This window comes from Rhizobium sp. S152, from assembly GCF_030380735.1.
In the GTDB taxonomy this organism is placed as follows: domain Bacteria; phylum Pseudomonadota; class Alphaproteobacteria; order Rhizobiales; family Rhizobiaceae; genus Rhizobium.
This window is the reverse complement of sequence record NZ_JAUDRZ010000004.1, coordinates 83,856-102,358: the sequence shown is the minus strand read 5'-3', so window position 1 is coordinate 102,358 and position 18,503 is coordinate 83,856. Positions and strand designations below refer to the sequence as shown.

Here is an 18,503-nt window from a genome sequence, read left to right as displayed (position 1 = left end):
TTTCGCATCAGGGCCGTCTTTCACAGCATGTCGCCGAGCGTCCAATGGTTCGCCCAGCGCGCGTCGATCTCGTCCTCGACGTTCTGGTAGCGGATATCGGTCGAAAGCCGGATCAAGCTCTCGGCGCTACGGTTGGTGGTCGCCGCGTGGATCATATAGGGGCTGTGCAGAACCACATCGCCCGCTTCGTAATCGGCAATCAGCCAGCGCGTATCGAAGCGGTCCGCCATCCCGGGCAGGTCCTTCGACACCCAGCCACCCTCGCTCATGTTCCTGTTATAGGCGCTGATCCGCTCTTCCGGCGAGAGCGCAACGCTCTTCTCCGCAAACTCCGCCTCCATCCGCTTGCCGATCGCATGCGACCCCTCGAGATAGACCAGCCCGCCCATATCGACAGGCGTATCGCCGAGCGGGATCCAGGCCGTGACGATCCGGCTCGTTCCGCCGCGCAGATAGACGAGATCGTAATGCGCCGGCGTCGCCGCCGGCGTGCCGGGGCGGGTGAAGCGCATGATCTTGCGTTTGTGGAGATAGGAGATACCGGAAAGGAACTGGTCCATGAACCGCGTCAGCCGAGGCTGCGCGCAAAACCCCTCATAGGCCGCCGAGCGCACCAGCGCCATCAGGATGCGATCGGCCAGTTGCTTCTCGGGGTCGGCACTCGATGCCATGCCGAGCGCCGGGTCGGACCCCGCCTCGATCAGCCCGGACCGCGCCAGATGCGAGAACACCCAGCCGCGAAACGCCAGCACCTCGTCCCTCTTCAGGAACCCTTTCAGCCAGACATAGCCGTCCTTCTCGTAGCGCTCGCGGATCGCTTCGAGCCCGATATCGGAATCCGTCGCCTCCAGCCTCCCCATGCGGTTCGGCGTGATCGACAGGCGTTTGCCGTCGGCGAACAGCTCTATCGCGGACGCATTGCAGGACTGAACCGCAAGACTTGACATTTCGATCACCTCCCAAGTGAATACTCTGACGCTTTATCGCCTGCACCGAGGAGGAAGACCATGGACGGAAGAAAAGGCTGGACTTTTCGCTCATGATCCACACTGCCATCGCGCTCTATCGCTCCCCTCCATCAGGCGCCACAAGCTTGGCCGTGACAGGCTTCGGCCGACAGCGCGTCACCAGCCGGCTCAAAAACCGCCGACTGCCGACCCATGCGGTCGTGATGGTGGAGCGCGGGCACGGCTGGCTGCAAAGCGAGAAAGTGGGAACGATCGAGATATCAGGCCCGGCACTGTTCTGGCTTCCAGCCGGGATCGCGCACGGCTACGGTCCCGATGCGGGCGAAAGCTGGGACGAGCGCTGGGCGCTGTTTTCAGGCGCCCTCGCCGACGAATGGCTCCGCCAGCGCCTGATCGACGAGGCAGCACCGATGGTGCCGCTCGAGAACGCACGTGAGATGCGGCATCTCTTCACCACGCTGCAAGACGAGTTCGCCGAAGACAATCCGCTCGATCTCGCCGCATCGGCCTCGACGCTGCATAGGATCGTCATCCAAGCCGCCCGACAGGCATCGCGCGCGGCCGCCGGCAAGGCGGCGGATGCGACGATCGAAAAGATCATGGAAGCGCTGGAAGAGCGGGCGTTCATGCCGGTCGACATGGCGGCTCTCGCGTCTGAATTCGGCCTGTCGCCGGCGACCCTGCGCCGGCGCTTCGCAGCCGCGACCGGGCTCTCGCCCAAGGCCTTCCAGCTGCGCCTGCGCATCGATCATGCCAAGCAACTGCTGACGACATCGGACCTTGCGATCGAGGCGATCTCGCGCGCGATCGGCATCGACGACGCCTTCTATTTCTCGCGGTTGTTCCAGGATCGCGAACGGTGCTCGCCGAGCGAATTTCGCCGCCGGCTGCGCCGCGCCTGACCGGATCAGCCGGCCGCCAGTTCCTTGTCGATCGCCTGCACCAGCCGTTGGTCGTCGGCGGTCACGTCAGGCGCGAAGCGGGCGACGACCTTGCCGTCGCGGCCGATCAGGAATTTCTCGAAATTCCAAAGAACGCCCTTGTCGCCGGCTTCGGCGAGACCGCGATCCACCAGCTTCTCGCGCATCGGCCCCTCGCCCGTGCTCGGCAGGTTCATGCCGGTCAGCATCTTGTAAAGCGGATGCTGGTCGTCGCCCTTCACCGAAATCTTCGAGAAGATCGGGAACTTCACGTCATAGGTCAGCGTGCAGAACTCGACGATCTCCTGGTCTGTGCCCGGCTCCTGGCCCTTGAAATTGTTGGCCGGGAAAGCGGCGATGACGAGGCCGCGCTCGCGCTTGTCCTCATAGAGCTTTTCCAGTCCCTCATACTGCACGGTAAGTCCGCATTTCGAGGCGACGTTGACGACGAGGACGACGCGGCCCTTGTATTCGTTGAGCGTTGTCTCACGTCCGTCGGCCAGCTTGACGGGTACGTTCAGGATATCGGCCATTATAGTCTCCAGTGGAAATTGCGCTCGGAAGCTATACCCGTGGCCTCGTTTGTCCAGCGCCGAGATCGGCCTCGCTGGCAAAATCTTTCAAACCCGCTAGTCTGCCGCTACTGGGCGGCGGTGTCGAAGGGGGAGAGATGACGCGGGAAGTGCTCTTGGCAGGTCTGGTCTGTGTCTGCCTGCTGGTCGCCTCGATCGGCACCATGCTTACTTATTCAAAACTTCCCGTCCACCACCGCCAGGACGACACCAACACGGTCGTCCGCCTCGTCGCCAATATCTTCGTGGTGATGACCTCGCTGGTCTTCGGCCTGATGATCAACTCGTCGAAGAACACCTTCCAGGGCATCGACGATCACGTCCACGCCTTCTCCACCCAGATCATCATCCTCGACCGCACGCTGCGCACCTACGGGCTGGAAGCCAACGAGACCAAGGCGCGGCTGGAAGCCTATGTCGAACGGGCGCTGCAGCAGCCGATCCGCATCGACGATCCGCTGGTGCGCGGCGACCGCGCCTCCGAGCAGGCGCTGAACGAGATCGGCAACAGTCTGGCGCTGCTGAACCCCACCGATCCCGGCCATCTCGCGCTATGGACGGAAGCGCGCCAGCAATATCAGCAACTCGTCGAGCAGCGCTGGATCCTGGTCGAACAATCCGAAGGCGTCATCCCCCGCCCGCTGATCACCATGCTTGCGGCCTGGCTCGTCCTGATCTTCGCAAGCTTCGGCTACCGCGCGCCGCGCAACATCATCGTCGTCTCGATGTTCGTCATCTCGGCGCTCTTGATCTCCGCCTCGCTCTATCTCGTCCTCGACATGGACATCCCCTTCACCGGCCTCATCCAGATCTCCGACGCGCCGTTGCAAAGGGCCCTGGCGGAAATCCAGCGGTGAGGGACGACGCGGGTCCGTCGGCTAGAGGATCTGCTTCACATAGATGTCGGGATCGAAATCGACGCGCCTCGCCTTCCCGTCGGGCGTTTTCAGCAGGAGCTCCACCCCGCCGCCGATCGAATGCATGTAGCGCACGACCGAGGAGATCAGGACATCGTCGGAACGTTCGATTTTCGAAACCGTGTTCTGCGTCATGGCGGCGCCCGCCGCAACATCCTGCTGCGTCGCGTTCATGGCCTTGCGCACTTCCGCCAATGCCTTGCCAAGACGACGTTCTTGGCGCTTCTGGTCGAGCCGGGCACGCACATCCTCGGGTAGTTCAGCTCGAAACGTCTTCCACTCAGTGCTCATTTTTCATGTCCTTCAACCACGCACCGAACCGCTCATCCGCTTTCCTGATCAGTTGCTTGTAGAATAGCGACTGGTTCATGCCCTGCTTGTCTCCTCCGCAAAGGACGATGGCCCTTTGGGCCGGATCGAAAGCGAAGGCAAAACGCCACACCTGCCGTCCGAAACCAACCCTGATTTCCTTCATGTTCGCGTAGCTGGAACCTGAGAGCGTATCGACCTCTGGACGCCCGAGGAAAGGGCCGTCCTCTTCTAGGTGGTCCAGAACTTCGCCGACCAATTCCTTCAAGCCCATCTCCAGGCTTTTCCATTCCGTGATGAAAGCAGGATGGAAGTGCACGACATATGTCATCGGCAGCCTCAAAATATATATTTAAAGATATAAAATCAAGACGAATGCAATGCCGCCCGATCGCTTGGGCATCAAGCAAACTATCGATACAATCCGAGGCGGCGCAAGTCGGCGCAGTTGCGATGTAATTGACCGAACCTGTCACGCGGTTGTCATGCACCTCACTTAGCCCTGTTTCACCACTCCAATCAGGATCTCGAGATGACCAAGATGAACGGCACGCCCTCCCACGACTGGCTCGAGGCAGAACTGGCCGATACGCTCGACGAGGACTATGAACTCGAGCTGTCCGAACCGGCGCTGTCCGAGGAAATCCGCAAGATCTACCGCAAGGCTCATCCGCCCTCGATGCCGCGCATCGACTATTTCCGCGCACTTATCTCCCTCCAATCGGAACTGATCCGCCTGCAGGACTGGGTTACCTATCACAAGGAAAAGGTGGTGGTGATCTTCGAGGGCCGCGATTCCGCCGGCAAGGGCGGCGTCATCAAGCGCATTACCCAGCGGCTCAATCCGCGCGTCGCCCGCGTCGTGGCGCTCCCTGCTCCGTCCGACCGTGAAAAGTCGCAGTGGTATTTCCAGCGCTACGTCCCGCATCTGCCAGCCGGCGGCGAGATCGTTCTGTTCGACCGCTCCTGGTACAACCGCTCGGGCGTGGAGCGGGTCATGGGTTTCGCTGACGAGGATCAGGTCGAGCAGTTTTTCAACGACGTGCCGGAATTCGAGCGCATGCTGGTCCGCTCCGGCATCCGCCTGGTGAAATACTGGTTCTCGATCACCGACGAGGAGCAGCAACTGCGCTTCCTCGTGCGTATCCACGATCCGCTGAAGCAGTGGAAGCTCTCGCCCATGGACCTGCAGTCGCGCATCCGTTGGGAAGCCTATACCAAGGCCAAGGAAGAGACCTTTGCGCGCACCAACATCCCGGAAGCGCCATGGCACATCGTCGAGGGCAACGACAAGAAGCGGGCACGCCTGAACTGCATCGATCACCTGCTGCAGCAGTTTCCCTATGAGGACGTGCCGCACGAAGAGATTGCCCTGCCGGAGCGCGTCTTCAACCCGGACTACGAGCGCAAGGTCCTGCCGCCCGAGCTCTACGTTCCGTCGAAATACTAGGCCGATCGTCGCCTGTTCTCTCCGAGGCCGCGCCTGCCAAATCCGGCGCGGTCATTCCTTGATGCGCTTGAAGGTCCATTTCACCACATAGTCGCCGTTGCGCTTCGTCTTGGTCTTGATCTTCACCTTGACCGGGCCATCAAGCGCCGTCTCCGCCTGCTCGAACGCCTGGCGAGCCTCGGCCATCGCCTGGTGATAGACGCTGTTATCGCGCTTCGGACTGTCGGCGACCGCCCTGATGAGCGCGATCGTTTCAGGCTTCTGCTCGCTCATAATTCTCCCTTCGCTCCACCTTTTGGATCGCGGCCACGCGGCGATCGCCGGCTGATACACCAATCACGGCCACCCTCTCAATCGCGCAGAACCATTCCGCGTTCCGTCTTTTTCATTGCCGGCATTGAACTGATCGCCGTGCGGCACAGTTATCCGCGAACGTCGGGAAGTCTCCCGCCGCCTGACTCTGTTCCCGGAATGGCATGACAACACAGCAGTTACTCGCCTTCGGCGTCATTGGCCTGATGATGGCGGTCTTCATATGGGACCGTTTTCGCTACGATCTCGTCGCCTGCTGCGCGCTGGTTCTGGCGATCGCCGTGGGCCTCGTCCCCTTCGAAAAAGCCTTCTCCGGCTTCAGCGACGATATCGTCATCATCGTCGGCAGCGCGCTCGTCGTCAGCGCCGGCGTCGCCCGCTCCGGCATCGTCGATACCGCGATCAAGCGCTTCTTTCCCAATCTCGACACGCTGCACACGCAACTCGCGCTGCTCTTGATCGTCGTCGCCGTGTTGTCCGCCTTCATCAAGAACATCGGCGCTCTGGCGATCATGATCCCCGTCGCCTTCCAGTTCGCCCGCAAGAGCGGCAAGTCGCCCTCGCTCTATCTGATGCCGATGAGCTTCGCCGCCCTTCTCGGCGGTCTGATGACGCAGATCGGCACCTCGCCCAACATCGTCGTCTCGCGTCTGCGCGGCGAGATAACGGGCACGCCCTTCACCATGTTCGACTTCACCCCGGTCGGTGCGACGCTGGCGCTGGTCGGCGTCGTCTTTTTGATCTTCTTCCACTGGCTGGTCCCTGAAAGAAAGAACGAAAACCCGTCGCTCGAAGAAGCGCTCGACGCCAAGGCCTATTTTTCGGAAGCCACCGTGGCACAGGAATCGACCGTCGAGGGCAAGCCGCTCAGCGATCTCCTGAAGCTCGGCGACGGCGATGCGCTGGCAACTGCCATCCTGCGCGGCCACACCCGCCTTTCACCCTTTCCCGACGTGACGCTGAAAACCGGCGACACGGTGCTGCTCGAGGGAAGCCCCGATGCGCTCGACCGCATGGTGTCGAACGCAAAGCTCAAGCTCTCGGGCAAGCCGATCGCCGATCCCGCCGAGCGCAACGACCTGACCTCGATCGAGGCGATCGTCACCTCGGATTCGCCGCTGGTCGGCTGGTCGGCGCGGCAGCTGTCGCTCTCCAACCGCCGCAGCGTCAATCTGCTCGCCGTCTCCCGCAAGGGCCACCGCCTGAACGAGCGCCTGAGCGAGGTCAGGTTGCGCGCCGGCGATATGCTGGTGTTGCAGGGAAGCCGGCGCACCCTGCCGGCCTTCCTGCAGGACTTCGCCTGCCTGCCGCTGGCGCAGCGCGACATCATGCTCGGCACCTCGCGCCGCGCCTATGTGCCGCTGCTGATCCTGCTTGCCGCGATGGCGGCCACCGCCACCGGCGTCGTGCCCGTCGCCACCTCCTTCTTCTGCGCGGCGCTCGCCATGGTCGTCTTCCGCGTCATCCCGCTGGTCGATGTCTACAAGGCGCTCGACGCCCCGATCCTGATCATGCTCGCCGCGCTGATCCCGGTCTCCGACACCTTGAGGACGACAGGCGGCAGCGAGCTGATCGCCGGCTGGCTCGGCCATCTCGCCGCCCAGATGCCGCATTACGGCGCGCTGGCGCTGATCCTGGTCACCGCCATGGCCGTGACCCCGTTCCTAAACAACGCCGCCACCGTGCTCGTCATGGCTCCCATTGCAGCCAGCTTCGCCGAGACGCTGGGTTACAAGCCCGATGCCTTCCTGATGGCGGTGGCGATCGGCGCCGGCTGCGATTTCCTGACCCCGATCGGCCACCAGTGCAACACGTTGGTCTTCGGCCCCGGCGGCTATCGCTTCAGCGACTACCCCCGCCTCGGCCTGCCGCTGTCGCTGCTCATCATTTTGGTCAGCGTGCCGCTGCTGCTGTGGGTCTGGCCGGTCACCTGAGAAGCGTGATGCCAAGGCTGTGCCGAACTGGCGCAAGCGACGGCGCGGGCGGCATTTTCCTTGACGTCTGCAACCGAATATGGCCTTAAAGCCAGCCAAACGGACAATTGGCCGGGCAAGCGGGCGAAATGCCCTTTTCCGGCCGGTTTCCTGATCCAGTTATCTGAATTCTTTCCGGCCGAGCGTCGCTTTCCCTCTGAAAGCCGTCCGGCATTTATTTGACGGGCACATAAAATGACAGCTTCCGGCGTCCGCGTCCGCATTGCTCCCTCGCCAACTGGCGAGCCGCATGTCGGCACCGCATACATCGCACTCTTCAACTACCTGTTCGCCAAGAAGCACGGCGGCGAGTTCATCCTGCGTATCGAAGACACCGATGCCACGCGCTCGACGCCGGAATTCGAGACCAAGGTGCTCGACGCGCTGAAGTGGTGCGGCCTGGAATGGTCGGAAGGTCCCGATATCGGCGGCCCCTACGGCCCCTATCGCCAGTCCGACCGCAAGGACATGTACCAGCCCTACGCCCAGGAACTGCTGGACAAGGGCCACGCCTTCCGTTGTTTCTGCACGCCCGAGCGCCTGACCGAAATGCGCGAGGCGCAGCGCGCCTCCGGCAAGCCGCCGAAGTATGACGGTCTCTGCCTGAAATATTCCGCCGAAGAAGTCTCGGCCAAGATGGCGGCCGGCGAAGGCTCCGTCATCCGCATGAAGATCCCGACCGAGGGCTCCTGCGACTTCACCGACGGCGTCTATGGCGACGTCTCGATCCCGTGGGACAGTGTCGACATGCAGGTGCTCATCAAGGGCGACGGCATGCCGACCTATCACATGGCCAACGTCATCGACGACCATCTGATGAAGATCACCCACGTCGCGCGCGGCGAGGAGTGGCTGGCCTCGGTGCCGAAGCACATCCTGCTCTACCGCTATTTCGAGTGGGACCAGCCGGTGTTCATGCATCTCTCGCTGATGAGAAATGCCGACAAGTCGAAGCTGTCGAAGCGCAAGAACCCGACCTCGATCTCCTATTACTCCGCGCTCGGCTATATCCCCGAAGCGCTGATGAACTTCCTCGGCCTGTTCTTCGTGCAGATCGCCGAAGGCGAGGAATTGCTCGACATCGAGGAACTGGCCGGCAAGTTCGACCCGGAAAACCTCTCCAAGGCCGGCGCCATCTTCGACATCCAGAAGCTCGACTGGCTGAACGGCCGCTGGATCCGCGAGAAGATGTCGGAAGAAGAGTTCCAGAGCCGGGTTCTGACCTGGGCGATGGAAAACGATCGCCTCAAGGCCGGCATGGCGCTGTCGCAGTCGCGCATCTCGAAGCTCGGCGAACTGCCGGAGCTGATGGGCTTCCTCCTGAAATCGGACCTCAACCTCGATCCTTCCGCCTTCGCCAAGATCAAGTCGCCGCCGGAAGAGATCCTCGAGATCCTGAACACGGTGCAGCCGGATCTCGAAAAGATCCTCGAATGGAACGTCGAATCGATCGAAGCCGAACTGCGCGCCATCGGCGACCGCATGGGCAAGAAGCTCAAGGTCATCGTCGCACCGCTCTTCGTCGCCGTCTCCGGCTCGTCGCGCTCGCTGCCGCTGTTCGACAGTATGGCCATCCTCGGCCGCTCGGTCGTGCGCCAGCGGCTGAAACTGGCGGCCCAGGCCGTGGCCTCGCTGGTGGGACCGAAGTAATTTGCGGAGAAGCCCCTCCCCCTTGTGGGGAGGGGTTGGGGAGGGGTCTTCGCCAAGAAAACCCCTCCCCTCCGCTTCGCTCCGACCCTCCCCACAAGGGGGAGGGTTAAGCCGAGCCCGGCGCAAGCCACCTGAACCGACAAGATTCCATGCCCATCGATGAGGCAAATGACATGACCGACAAGACCGAAACCGCCACCCTCTCCTCCGACGCGACCGAGGTCCGCGCCCAGAAGCTGAAGCTCTTGCGCGAGAAGATCGGCGACGTCTATCCGGCGCATTTCCACCGCACCATCACCAATGCCGAGCTGGCCGAGAAGTACAAGGATCTGGAATCCGACATTGAGACGACTGACGTCGTCACCGTCGCCGGCCGCGTCTATTCCTCGCGCAACTCCGGCATGTTCATGGACATCCATGACGCCGGCGGCAAGATCCAGATCTTCAGCCACAAGGACGTGACGCCCGAGGCCGCCCGCGAGATGCTGGCGATGATCGACATCGGCGACATCATCGGCGTGACGGGCACCGTGCGCCGCACCAAGCGCGGCGAACTGTCGATCAACGCGCAAGAGATCACCATGCTGACCAAGTCGCTTCTCCCCATGCCGGAGAAGTGGAACGGCATCGCCGACGTCGAGATCCGCTACCGCAAGCGCCACCTCGATATCCTCAGCAACGAGGAATCGAAGCTGCGCTTCCAGCAGCGCTCGAAGATCCTCTCGGGCATTCGCCGCTTCATGGAAGACGACGGCTTCATGGAAGTCGAGACGCCGATGCTGCACTCGGTCTATGGCGGCGCCACCGCCGAGCCCTTCAAGACGCATCACAACACGCTGAAGCTCGACATGTACCTGCGCATCGCGCCGGAACTGTTCCTGAAGCGTACGCTGGTCTCCGGTCTCACCGACAAGGTGTTCGAGATCAACCGCAACTTCCGCAACGAAGGTGTCTCCACCAGGCACAATCCCGAGTTCACCATGATGGAGTGCTACTGGGCCTATGCCGACTACGAGGACATCATGGATCTCGTCGAGCGCCTGTTCGAGAAGCTGGCGCTGCAGGTGCACGGCACCACGGAATTCCCCTTCGGCGACAAGCAGCTTTCCTTCAAGGGCCCGTTCAAGCGCGTGCCCATGCCTGACGCCGTCAAGGAAGTGACCGGCATCGACTTCCTCGCCATCAAGACCGACGAGGAAGCCCGCGCTGCCGCCAAGGCCGCCGGGTTCGAAGTCGAGAAAGACTGGACCTGGGGCGAATGCCTCGCCTTCATCTTCGAGGAGAAGGTCGAGGGCACGTTGATCCAGCCGAGCCACGTCACCCACTTCCCGAAGGACATCTCGCCCTTCGCCAAGGAAGTGCCGGGCGAGCCGCGCCTCGTCGAGCGTTTCGAGACCTATTGCAACGCCTGGGAACTCGGCAACGCCTTCTCGGAACTCAACGATCCGGAAGAGCAGCGCCGCCGCATGGTCGAGCAGCTCGAGCAGGCGCATGCCCGCGGCGAGAAGGACAAGCAGCTGGACGACGAATTCCTCGACGCCATCGACCAGGGCATGCCGCCCGCCGGCGGCCTCGGCATCGGCGTCGACCGCCTGACGATGCTCTTGACCAACGCCCCGTCGATCCGCGACGTCATCCTCTTCCCGGCCCGCAAGGCCAAGGCGGACTAGGCAGCCTTACCGACATGCGAAAAGGCGGCCGTCCGAAAGGATGCGCCGCCTTTTTCATGTCTGTAGTGAAATGGAAGGTGCAGGCTTCGCCTGATCAGTGCCCGCCGGATGCGGCGTGCGCCGCCTCGCCCTCGGCCTTCTCTCCGCCTTCGCCTTCGGCGGACTTCTCTTCCTTGCCCTTGCCCTTCGCCTTGGCTCCGCCCTCGCCGCCTTCCGTCGATGCGACGGCGATCGGGTCGACGCAATCGGACACATCCTTGAACGACGCATTCAGCGTCGTAATCTCGTCGTCTGGCAGATCGACCCGCTCTCCGAAGAAAAGGCCATTTGCGGCCGCTGCCCCGTCGTAATAACGAGCCGTGTAGGTCTTGCCGTCGAGGCTTTCGACGACAGGATCCGGATTGGGAATATAGACGACATCGGCGCCGATCGCCCGGCCGCGAATGTCGGAGCGCAGCGTCGGGCCGTTGGCGTCGAGCACCACGACCTGCACGAGATCCGGCTTTTGCGCCTCGTAGACGGCCTTGGCGACCCTGAGCGCGGTCTTCACGCGCGTCATGCCGTCCGTAGGCTCGGTCTTGATGTATTTGCGGATCCAGACGTGATCCTGCTTCTTGATCGTCACCAGGCTGACGTCGGTGCAGGCCATGCCGTTGGTCATGGTCGCGGAGGGACCGAGAATTCTGTCCTTGCCGATATACAGGGCAGCGCCACCGGAAACGCCCCCGAGCAGGACGACGCCAGCAACAATCAGAACCAGTTTCCGGGAAGGCCGGAAGATACGCAGGAGGGCCTTCAAGCCCGCTGCTCCGCCATTAACAAACTCCAACGCAACGCAAGTGGCTTGGACGCTAGAGAAATGACGTTTCGGAATGCTTAAGTACGACCTCCAACTTTGCATCACTACGGGATTAGTACCAAAAAAGGTCCGGGATGGCGGGCACTTGTCACTCCGCCTCGGCGCGTGCTCTAACGGTGCATGGCCTTCACTCTTCGTCAGCTTCAGTATTTCGTCGCCGTGGCGGAACAGGGCTCGGTAACGCGTGCCGCGCAAAATCTCTCGATCTCGCAATCCTCGGTTACGGAAGCGCTGAAAGAGCTGGAAACCGATCTCGCCGTGCAGCTCTTCGAGCGGCATCCGCGTGGCCTGACGATCACCCACAACGGCCACCAGTTCCTGCGCCATGCGACCAAGATCCTCGCCACTGTCTCGGATGCCCGCACCAGCTTTTCCGGCCAGCAGAGCGCTCCCTCGGGCACGCTCAACATCGGCGTCACCTCGCTGGTCGCGGGCTACGTGCTCTCCGACCTGCTCGCCCGCTATCGCCGCGCCTGCCCCGGCGTAGAGGTTTCGGCCATCGAGGACAATGGCGGCTATCTCGAGCATCTGCTTGTCGGCGGCGAGCTCGATGTCGCGGTCATGGTCATCTCCAATCTGCGCGACCGCATGGCGCTGCAGGCCGAGATCCTCGAGACGTCGCCCTACCGCCTCTGGCTTCCCATGGGTCACCCGCTGGTCTCCGCCGACATTATCTCGATCGCCGATATCGCCCGCGAACCGCTGATCATGCTGACCGTCGACGAAATCGAGGAGAACACCGGCAAGCTGCTCTCGGCACTCGGCGCCCGCCCGCACGTCGCCTTCCGCACCCGATCCGTCGAGGCTGTACGCAGCCTGGTCGCGACCGGCGCCGGCGTGGCGCTGCTGCCCGATCTCGTCTATCGGCCCTGGTCGCTGGAAGGCGACCGCATCGAAAGCCGCGACGTCTCCGGCGCGCTGCCGGTCGTGCAGGTCGGCATGGTCTGGCGCAAGGGCTCAAGCCTGCCGCAGGCGGCCCGCGATTTCGTCGGCATCGCCGAGGCCATGCGCTCGGGGCGAGTACGCTAGCAAAGTCATCTATCGGAAATTCCGATATCGCCTTTCTGATAAATGAATTTGCGAAAGCGGCTTTTTCGCGTCACCTTTTCTGCCGGGAACAAAACGCCACGAAGTGGCACCAAAACCGGGAGACATCAGATGAAATATCTTCTGAAATCGTGCACGGTCGCGCTCGCGAGCCTGAGCTTCGTGACGCAGGTCGTGGCGGCCGAGCCGCTGAAGGAATTGGGCAAGGGCGAAGGCGCCGTCAGCATCGTGGCATGGGCCGGCTATATCGAGCGCGGCGAAAGCGACAAGAATTACGACTGGGTTACCAGTTTCGAGAAGGAGACCGGTTGCAAGGTCTCGGTGAAGACCGCCGCCACCTCCGATGAAATGGTGTCGCTGATGAATGAAGGCGGCTTCGACCTCGTCACCGCCTCGGGCGACGCCTCGCTGCGCCTGGTGGCCGGAAAGAAAGTCCAGCCGATCAACACCGATCTCATCCCGAGCTTCAAGAACGTCGACAAGCGCCTGCAGGACGCGCCCTGGTATACGGTATCAGGTGTGCACTACGGCGTCCCCTACCTCTGGGGGCCGAACGTCCTGATGTACAACACCGACGCCTTCAAGGGCGAGGCGCCGAAGAGCTGGAAGGTGGTGTTCGAGGAAGAGACGCTGCCCGACGGCAAGTCCAACAAAGGCCGGGTGCAGGCCTATGACGGTGCGATCTACATCGCCGATGCCGCTCTTTACCTGATGGCGCACAAGCCGGAACTCAACATTAAGAACCCTTACGAGCTCAACGAGGACCAGTACAAGGCCGCCCTCGACCTGCTGCGTGGCCAGCGCAAGCTCGTCTCGCGCTACTGGCACGACGCGATGATCCAGATCGACGACTTCAAGAACGAAGGCGTCGTCGCCTCCGGTTCCTGGCCCTTCCAGGTCAACCTGATGCAGGCGGACAAGCAGAAGATCGCCTCCACCTTCCCCGAGGAAGGCGTCACCGGCTGGGCCGATACCACCATGCTGCATGCCGACAGCGAGCACCCGAACTGCGCCTATATGTGGATGGAGCATTCGCTGTCCGCCAAGGTCCAGGGCGACGCCGCCGCCTGGTTTGGCGCCGTTCCCTCGGTTCCCGCCGCCTGCAAGGGCAACGAACTGATGACCGACGAGGGTTGCGCCAACAACGGCTACGATCACTTCGACAAGATCAAGTTCTGGAGAACGCCGACCGCCAAGTGCGAACAGGGCGAGTGCGTGCCGTATCACCGCTGGGTGTCGGATTATATTGGGGTGATCGGGGGGAGATAACGTCTGGCCGCAGCCCTCTGGGCTTGTGGCAACTCCCCTCCCCAACCCCTCCCCACAAGGGGGAGGGGCTAGAGCGGCAACGCCTCGCTCATCCCTGTAGACTTCGAATGGCCGCAGAGGGTGCAGCAGGTTAAGCCCCTCCCCCTGTGGGGAGGGGTTTGGGGCGGGGTCTTCATTCCCCGCACCACCCAGAGCATATCAGATCGGAGCCCCCCAAATGACCCCCGCCGTCCGTTTCCAGAAGGTCTCCCGCCATTTCGGCGCCGTTCGTGCCGTCGATGGCGTCGATCTCGAGATCGCGCCGGGCGAGTTCTTCGCCATGCTGGGGCCGTCGGGTTCGGGCAAGACCACATGCCTGCGCCTGATCGCCGGCTTCGAGCAGCCGACGGCGGGGCATATCGAGATTTTCGGCGAGACCGCCGAGGGCGTGCCGCCCTACAGGCGCAACGTCAACACCGTGTTCCAGGACTACGCGCTCTTCCCGCACCTCAACATCCTCGACAACGTCGCCTACGGGCTGATGGTCAAGGGCGTCGGCAAGGCGGAACGCGCCAAGGCCGCCGAACAGGCGCTGGAGCTGGTAAAACTCCCCGGCTACGGCGCCCGCAAACCCGGCCAACTGTCAGGCGGCCAGAGGCAGCGCGTGGCGCTGGCCCGCGCGCTGGTCAACAAGCCCCGCGTGCTGCTGCTCGACGAACCTCTTGGCGCGCTGGACCTGAAGCTGCGCGAGCAGATGCAGGAAGAGCTGAAGGGCCTGCAGCGCGCGCTGGGGATCACCTTCGTCTTCGTCACCCACGATCAGGGCGAAGCGCTCTCCATGGCCGACCGGGTCGCCGTCTTCAACGATGGCGGTATCGTCCAGGAGGGCACGCCGCAGGATATCTACAACCGACCGAAGACCCGCTTCGTCGCCGATTTCGTCGGCTCCTCCAATGTGATTGCCCCCGACCTGATGACCGCGATCGGCGGCGAGAAGCGCTGGGCGAGCCTGCGCCCCGAGGCTATCCGCATCACCGGCGACGGCGTCGAATCCCGTGTCGAGAACGCCAGCTTCCTCGGCGCCGCCACGCGCCTCACCGTCGCCGCCAGAGGCACGCGCCTGCATGTCATGCTTCCCGCCGGCGCCACCGTGCCCGAAGTCGGCGCCGATGTCCGCCTGTCGTGGCAGCCCGTCGACGTGCATTACATGGACGACGCCGCATGACCGCGATCGGGCTCACCCACGAGGAGACGGCGACCTCGATCCTGCCCGGTCGCGGTGGTTTCTTCGGCCGGCTCTCCGACATGTTCTGGCGCCGCCCCAAGCTGCTGCTCTTCCTGATGCTGACGCCGCCGCTGCTCTGGCTCGGCATCATCTATATCGGCTCGCTCCTGGCGCTTCTGCTGCAGAGCTTCTTTTCGATCGACGATTTCTCCGGCCTGGTGAACTACGAATTCACGCTGGCAACCTATGCCCAGCTGCTGTCGCCGACCAATTTCGACATCATCGTCAGAACCGTGCTGATGGCGGCGCTGGTGACGCTGGCCTCCGCCGTCGTCGCCTTCCCGATCGCCTATTACGCCGCCCGTTACGCCAAGGGGAAATGGAAGGCGCTCTTCTATCTCGGCGTGATGCTGCCGCTCTGGTCGAGCTATCTCGTCAAGATCTACGCCTGGAAGCTGATCCTCGCCAAGGAGGGTATTCTCACCTGGTTCTTCGCCAAACTGCATCTGGCTTGGCTGCTCGACGGCGTGCTGGCTCTGCCAGTCATCGGCGGCAACTCGCTATCGGTCAGCTATATCGGCACCTTCCTCGTCTTCGTCTATGTCTGGCTGCCCTACATGATCCTGCCGACGCAGGCAGCGCTCGAACGCGTGCAGGGCAATCTGATCGAGGCCTCGTCGGATCTCGGCGCCACGCCGGGCCAGACCTTCCGCACCGTGCTCTTTCCGCTGGCTCTACCCGGCATCGTCGCCGGCTCGATCTTCACCTTCTCGCTGACGCTGGGCGATTACATCATCCCGCAGATCATCGGCTCCTCGCGGCTCTTCATCGGCCAGGCGGTCTATGCGCAGCAGGGAACGGCCGGCAACGTGCCGCTCGCCGCCGCCTTCTCCGTCGTCCCCATCGTCATCATGGCCGTCTACCTGTGGCTGGCCAAGAAACAGGGAGCCTTCGATGCGCTCTGACCGTGGCCAACGCGCGCCGAGCGCGCTCAAGATCGCCGCCGCCGGCGGGCTGCTCTTCCTGCACCTGCCGATCCTGTTGATCTTCGTCTACGCCTTCACGACGGAAGAAAAGAGCTATCAGTGGCCGCCGCCGGGGCTGACGCTGCAATGGTTCGGCATCGCCTGGAACCGGCCGGATGTCTGGGCCGCCCTTGGGCTTTCCGTGCAGGTCGCCTGCATCGCGACCGCGATCGCGCTGGTGCTCGGCACGCTTTGCGCCGCCGCCGTCAGCCAGACGAAGTTCTTCGGCCGAGAGGCGATCTCGCTGCTCGTCATCCTGCCGATCGCGCTGCCTGGTATCATCACCGGCATCGCGCTGCGCTCGGCCTTCAGCCTGTTCGATATCCCCTTCTCTGTCTGGACGATCGTGCTCGGCCACGCCACCTTCTGCGTCGTGGTGGTCTATAACAACGCCGTCGCCCGCTTCCGCCGCACCCAGGGCTCGCTGATCGAGGCTTCGATGGATCTCGGCGCCGATGGCTTCCAGACCTTCCGCCACGTCATCCTGCCGAATATCGGTACGGCGCTTCTGGCCGGCGGCATGCTTGCCTTCGCGCTCTCCTTCGACGAGGTCATCGTCACCACCTTCACCGGCGGTCAGCAATCGACACTGCCGATCTGGATGCTGGAGGAACTGATCCGCCCACGCCAGCGCCCCGTTACCAACGTGGTCGCCATGGTCGTGGTGCTCGTCACCTTCCTGCCGATCCTGGCTGCCTATTACCTCACACGCGACGGCGACCAGGTCGCCGGCGGCGGAAAATAACCGGCGCGGGATAACCCCCATCCCGCCCAGCAACAACAAGGGAGAACATCATGGACACCGCGATGCTGATTGGATCCCGCTTCGAAGCGGGCACCGAGATCGAAGAAAACATCCTCAACCCGAAGACCGGCGAGACGGTGCTGAGCCTTGCCGAAGCATCGCTCGGCCAGATCGACGCCGCCGTCGATGCCGCCGAAAAGGCCTTCAAGGCATGGTCGCAGACGACACCGGGCGAGCGCGCCGGCTATCTCCTGAAGATTGCAGACGCGATCGAGAAGGACGCCCAAAGCTTCGCGACGCTGGAAGCGCTGAACTGCGGCAAGCCGATCAACGCCGTTCTGAACGACGAGATCCCCGCCATCGTCGATTGCTACCGCTTCTTCGCCGGCGCGGTGCGCAACCTGCATGGCCCTGTGGCCGGTGAATATCTGCCCGGCCACACCTCGATGATCCGCCGCGACGCCGTCGGCATCGTCGGGTCGATCGCGCCCTGGAACTATCCGCTGATGATGATGGCCTGGAAGCTGGCGCCTGCCATCGCCGGCGGCAACACCGTCGTCTTCAAGCCTTCCGAGCAGACGCCGCTTACGGCGCTGAAGATGGCCAAGCTCCTCTCCGACATCCTGCCAGAGGGCGTCGTCAACGTCATCCTCGGCCGCGGCGAAAGCGTCGGCAACGCGCTGATCAACCACCCGAAGATCTCGATGCTGTCGATCACGGGCGATGTTGCGACCGGCAAGAAGGTGCTGCAGGCGGCCGCCAAGACCGTCAAGCGCACCCATCTGGAACTCGGCGGCAAGGCCCCTGTGATCGTCTTCGACGACGCCGATATCGACGCGGTCGTATCGGGCATCCGCACCTTCGGCTATTACAATGCCGGCCAGGACTGCACCGCAGCCTGCCGCATCTATGCCGACGCCAAGGTCTACGACAAGTTCGTCGCCGACCTCTCCTCGGCGGTCTCCTCGATCAAGTTCAACCTTGCCGACGACGCCGAAAACGAGATCGGCCCGCTGATCTCCAAGCGCCAGCGCGACCGCGTCGAAAGCTTCGTCGCCCGCGCCGGCGAGCACAAGCACATGGAGATCACCACAGGCGGCAATACATCGGGCGACAAGGGCTTCTTCTACACGCCGACGGTGATTGCCGGCGCCACGCAGGAAGACGAGATCGTCCGCCGCGAGGTCTTCGGCCCGGTCGTTTCCGTCACCCGCTTCACCGATGTCGAGGATGCCGTCACCTGGGCCAACGACAGCGACTATGGCCTGGCGTCCTCGGTCTGGACCAAGGACATCAGCCGCGGCATGAAGACCGCCGCCCGCCTGCAATATGGCTGCACCTGGATCAACACCCACTTCATGCTCACCAACGAGATGCCGCATGGCGGCCTGAAGCAATCGGGCTACGGCAAGGACATGTCCGTCTACGCACTGGAAGACTACACGGCCGTCCGCCACGTGATGATCAACCACGGATAAGCGCGACGCGACTTGAAATCACAACGCCGGCGTGGGCCACCGCGCCGGCGCATCTTGTACGAAGCGGACAAATCGAACCGCTATCTCATTGGATATGGAACCTTTTTCGAGCTGGCGCGTCTTCTACGGGACCAA

General features: G+C 62.9%; 19 protein-coding genes. 13 read left to right on the top strand and 6 right to left on the bottom strand.

Features of this window, described 5'->3' with window-relative positions; genetic code table 11:
• Positions 1–20: 20 nt before the first annotated feature.
• On the bottom strand, positions 21–947 hold the full coding sequence (locus tag QTL95_RS07205) for a phytanoyl-CoA dioxygenase family protein (protein WP_289719299.1): 927 nt from the start codon (positions 945–947) through the stop codon (positions 21–23).
• A 92-nt stretch (positions 948–1,039) separates the two neighbouring features.
• Between QTL95_RS07205 and QTL95_RS07200 the strand changes: the two genes are divergently transcribed.
• The gene (locus QTL95_RS07200; protein ID WP_289719298.1) at positions 1,040–1,870 is read left to right on the top strand and encodes an AraC family transcriptional regulator; all 831 of its coding nucleotides are present in this window, start codon (positions 1,040–1,042) and stop codon (positions 1,868–1,870) included.
• 5 nt (positions 1,871–1,875) lie between these two features.
• Here the strand turns inward: QTL95_RS07200 and QTL95_RS07195 are convergent, their stop codons facing one another.
• The gene (locus QTL95_RS07195; protein ID WP_289719297.1) at positions 1,876–2,421 is read right to left on the bottom strand and encodes a glutathione peroxidase; all 546 of its coding nucleotides are present in this window, start codon (positions 2,419–2,421) and stop codon (positions 1,876–1,878) included.
• Between the two features lie 137 nt (positions 2,422–2,558).
• On the opposite strand from QTL95_RS07195, the gene QTL95_RS07190 reads away from it, so the two are divergent.
• A complete protein-coding gene (locus tag QTL95_RS07190) occupies positions 2,559–3,317 on the top strand; it encodes a bestrophin-like domain (RefSeq protein ID WP_289719296.1) in 759 nt (252 codons plus the stop codon).
• Positions 3,318–3,338: 21 nt separating this feature from the next.
• Here QTL95_RS07190 and QTL95_RS07185 read toward each other — a convergent pair whose 3' ends face one another.
• Positions 3,339–3,668 carry a helix-turn-helix domain-containing protein gene (locus tag QTL95_RS07185; RefSeq protein ID WP_289719295.1) on the bottom strand — a complete coding sequence of 110 codons (330 nt, stop codon included), beginning with the start codon at positions 3,666–3,668 and terminating at the stop codon, positions 3,339–3,341.
• A complete protein-coding gene (locus QTL95_RS07180; protein WP_289719294.1) occupies positions 3,658–4,017 on the bottom strand; it encodes a type II toxin-antitoxin system RelE/ParE family toxin in 360 nt (119 codons plus the stop codon). Before QTL95_RS07180 ends, QTL95_RS07185 begins: the two co-directional genes overlap by 11 nt.
• 201 nt (positions 4,018–4,218) lie before the next feature.
• Between QTL95_RS07180 and ppk2 the strand changes: the two genes are divergently transcribed.
• Positions 4,219–5,136 (top strand): polyphosphate kinase 2, encoded by a 918-nt coding sequence (ppk2, locus tag QTL95_RS07175; RefSeq protein ID WP_289719293.1) that lies wholly within the window; start codon positions 4,219–4,221, stop codon positions 5,134–5,136.
• 51 nt (positions 5,137–5,187) lie between these two features.
• On the opposite strand, the gene QTL95_RS07170 is transcribed toward ppk2, so the two are convergent.
• On the bottom strand, positions 5,188–5,409 hold the full coding sequence (locus QTL95_RS07170) for a hypothetical protein (RefSeq protein ID WP_289719292.1): 222 nt from the start codon (positions 5,407–5,409) through the stop codon (positions 5,188–5,190).
• Between the two features lie 203 nt (positions 5,410–5,612).
• On the opposite strand from QTL95_RS07170, the gene QTL95_RS07165 reads away from it, so the two are divergent.
• The 4 genes from QTL95_RS07165 to lysS all read left to right on the top strand — a co-directional run bounded on the left by QTL95_RS07165 (position 5,613) and on the right by lysS (position 10,741).
• Entirely contained in the window at positions 5,613–7,382 is a 1,770-nt protein-coding gene (locus tag QTL95_RS07165) for an SLC13 family permease (RefSeq protein ID WP_289719291.1), read from the top strand.
• Between the two features lie 60 nt (positions 7,383–7,442).
• On the top strand, positions 7,443–7,604 hold the full coding sequence (locus QTL95_RS07160) for a hypothetical protein (protein WP_289719290.1): 162 nt from the start codon (positions 7,443–7,445) through the stop codon (positions 7,602–7,604).
• A 12-nt stretch (positions 7,605–7,616) separates the two neighbouring features.
• Positions 7,617–9,071 carry a glutamate--tRNA ligase gene (gene gltX, locus QTL95_RS07155; RefSeq protein ID WP_289719289.1) on the top strand — a complete coding sequence of 485 codons (1,455 nt, stop codon included), beginning with the start codon at positions 7,617–7,619 and terminating at the stop codon, positions 9,069–9,071.
• 173 nt (positions 9,072–9,244) lie between these two features.
• The gene (gene lysS / locus QTL95_RS07150) at positions 9,245–10,741 is read left to right on the top strand and encodes a lysine--tRNA ligase (protein ID WP_289719288.1); all 1,497 of its coding nucleotides are present in this window, start codon (positions 9,245–9,247) and stop codon (positions 10,739–10,741) included.
• A 94-nt stretch (positions 10,742–10,835) separates the two neighbouring features.
• Here the strand turns inward: lysS and QTL95_RS07145 are convergent, their stop codons facing one another.
• Positions 10,836–11,540, bottom strand: coding sequence for a hypothetical protein (locus QTL95_RS07145; RefSeq protein WP_289719287.1), 705 nt, complete (start codon positions 11,538–11,540; stop codon positions 10,836–10,838).
• Between the two features lie 180 nt (positions 11,541–11,720).
• Between QTL95_RS07145 and QTL95_RS07140 the strand changes: the two genes are divergently transcribed.
• From QTL95_RS07140 to QTL95_RS07115, 6 genes are all read left to right on the top strand, one after another.
• Positions 11,721–12,629: a LysR family transcriptional regulator gene (locus QTL95_RS07140; protein WP_289719286.1), complete on the top strand. Its 909-nt coding sequence runs from the start codon at positions 11,721–11,723 to the stop codon at positions 12,627–12,629.
• Between the two features lie 129 nt (positions 12,630–12,758).
• Positions 12,759–13,916 (top strand): ABC transporter substrate-binding protein, encoded by a 1,158-nt coding sequence (locus QTL95_RS07135; protein ID WP_289719285.1) that lies wholly within the window; start codon positions 12,759–12,761, stop codon positions 13,914–13,916.
• A 217-nt stretch (positions 13,917–14,133) separates the two neighbouring features.
• On the top strand, positions 14,134–15,120 hold the full coding sequence (locus QTL95_RS07130) for an ABC transporter ATP-binding protein (protein ID WP_289719284.1): 987 nt from the start codon (positions 14,134–14,136) through the stop codon (positions 15,118–15,120).
• Complete coding sequence (locus QTL95_RS07125) at positions 15,117–16,085, top strand: ABC transporter permease (protein ID WP_289719283.1); 969 nt, start codon at positions 15,117–15,119, stop codon at positions 16,083–16,085. Before QTL95_RS07130 ends, QTL95_RS07125 begins: the two co-directional genes overlap by 4 nt.
• Positions 16,075–16,890 (top strand): ABC transporter permease, encoded by an 816-nt coding sequence (locus QTL95_RS07120; RefSeq protein WP_289719282.1) that lies wholly within the window; start codon positions 16,075–16,077, stop codon positions 16,888–16,890. Before QTL95_RS07125 ends, QTL95_RS07120 begins: the two co-directional genes overlap by 11 nt.
• A gap of 50 nt (positions 16,891–16,940) precedes the next feature.
• On the top strand, positions 16,941–18,368 hold the full coding sequence (locus QTL95_RS07115) for a gamma-aminobutyraldehyde dehydrogenase (protein ID WP_289719281.1): 1,428 nt from the start codon (positions 16,941–16,943) through the stop codon (positions 18,366–18,368).
• Positions 18,369–18,503 lie beyond the last annotated feature (135 nt).

What these genes read in the sequence shown, in the direction of transcription:
- QTL95_RS07185 (WP_289719295.1), bottom strand. Translation starts at nt 3,668, where the DNA reads ATGAGCACTGAGTGGAAGACGTTTCGAGCTGAACTACCCGAGGATGTG.
- lysS (WP_289719288.1), top strand. Translation starts at nt 9,245, where the DNA reads ATGACCGACAAGACCGAAACCGCCACCCTCTCCTCCGACGCGACCGAG.
- QTL95_RS07125 (WP_289719283.1), top strand. Translation starts at nt 15,117, where the DNA reads ATGACCGCGATCGGGCTCACCCACGAGGAGACGGCGACCTCGATCCTG.
- QTL95_RS07135 (WP_289719285.1), top strand. Translation starts at nt 12,759, where the DNA reads ATGAAATATCTTCTGAAATCGTGCACGGTCGCGCTCGCGAGCCTGAGC.
- QTL95_RS07165 (WP_289719291.1), top strand. Translation starts at nt 5,613, where the DNA reads ATGACAACACAGCAGTTACTCGCCTTCGGCGTCATTGGCCTGATGATG.
- QTL95_RS07190 (WP_289719296.1), top strand. Translation starts at nt 2,559, where the DNA reads ATGACGCGGGAAGTGCTCTTGGCAGGTCTGGTCTGTGTCTGCCTGCTG.
- QTL95_RS07180 (WP_289719294.1), bottom strand. Translation starts at nt 4,017, where the DNA reads ATGACATATGTCGTGCACTTCCATCCTGCTTTCATCACGGAATGGAAA.
- QTL95_RS07115 (WP_289719281.1), top strand. Translation starts at nt 16,941, where the DNA reads ATGGACACCGCGATGCTGATTGGATCCCGCTTCGAAGCGGGCACCGAG.
- QTL95_RS07200 (WP_289719298.1), top strand. Translation starts at nt 1,040, where the DNA reads ATGATCCACACTGCCATCGCGCTCTATCGCTCCCCTCCATCAGGCGCC.
- ppk2 (WP_289719293.1), top strand. Translation starts at nt 4,219, where the DNA reads ATGACCAAGATGAACGGCACGCCCTCCCACGACTGGCTCGAGGCAGAA.
- QTL95_RS07195 (WP_289719297.1), bottom strand. Translation starts at nt 2,421, where the DNA reads ATGGCCGATATCCTGAACGTACCCGTCAAGCTGGCCGACGGACGTGAG.
- QTL95_RS07170 (WP_289719292.1), bottom strand. Translation starts at nt 5,409, where the DNA reads ATGAGCGAGCAGAAGCCTGAAACGATCGCGCTCATCAGGGCGGTCGCC.
- QTL95_RS07140 (WP_289719286.1), top strand. Translation starts at nt 11,721, where the DNA reads ATGGCCTTCACTCTTCGTCAGCTTCAGTATTTCGTCGCCGTGGCGGAA.
- gltX (WP_289719289.1), top strand. Translation starts at nt 7,617, where the DNA reads ATGACAGCTTCCGGCGTCCGCGTCCGCATTGCTCCCTCGCCAACTGGC.
- QTL95_RS07205 (WP_289719299.1), bottom strand. Translation starts at nt 947, where the DNA reads ATGTCAAGTCTTGCGGTTCAGTCCTGCAATGCGTCCGCGATAGAGCTG.
- QTL95_RS07120 (WP_289719282.1), top strand. Translation starts at nt 16,075, where the DNA reads ATGCGCTCTGACCGTGGCCAACGCGCGCCGAGCGCGCTCAAGATCGCC.
- QTL95_RS07130 (WP_289719284.1), top strand. Translation starts at nt 14,134, where the DNA reads ATGACCCCCGCCGTCCGTTTCCAGAAGGTCTCCCGCCATTTCGGCGCC.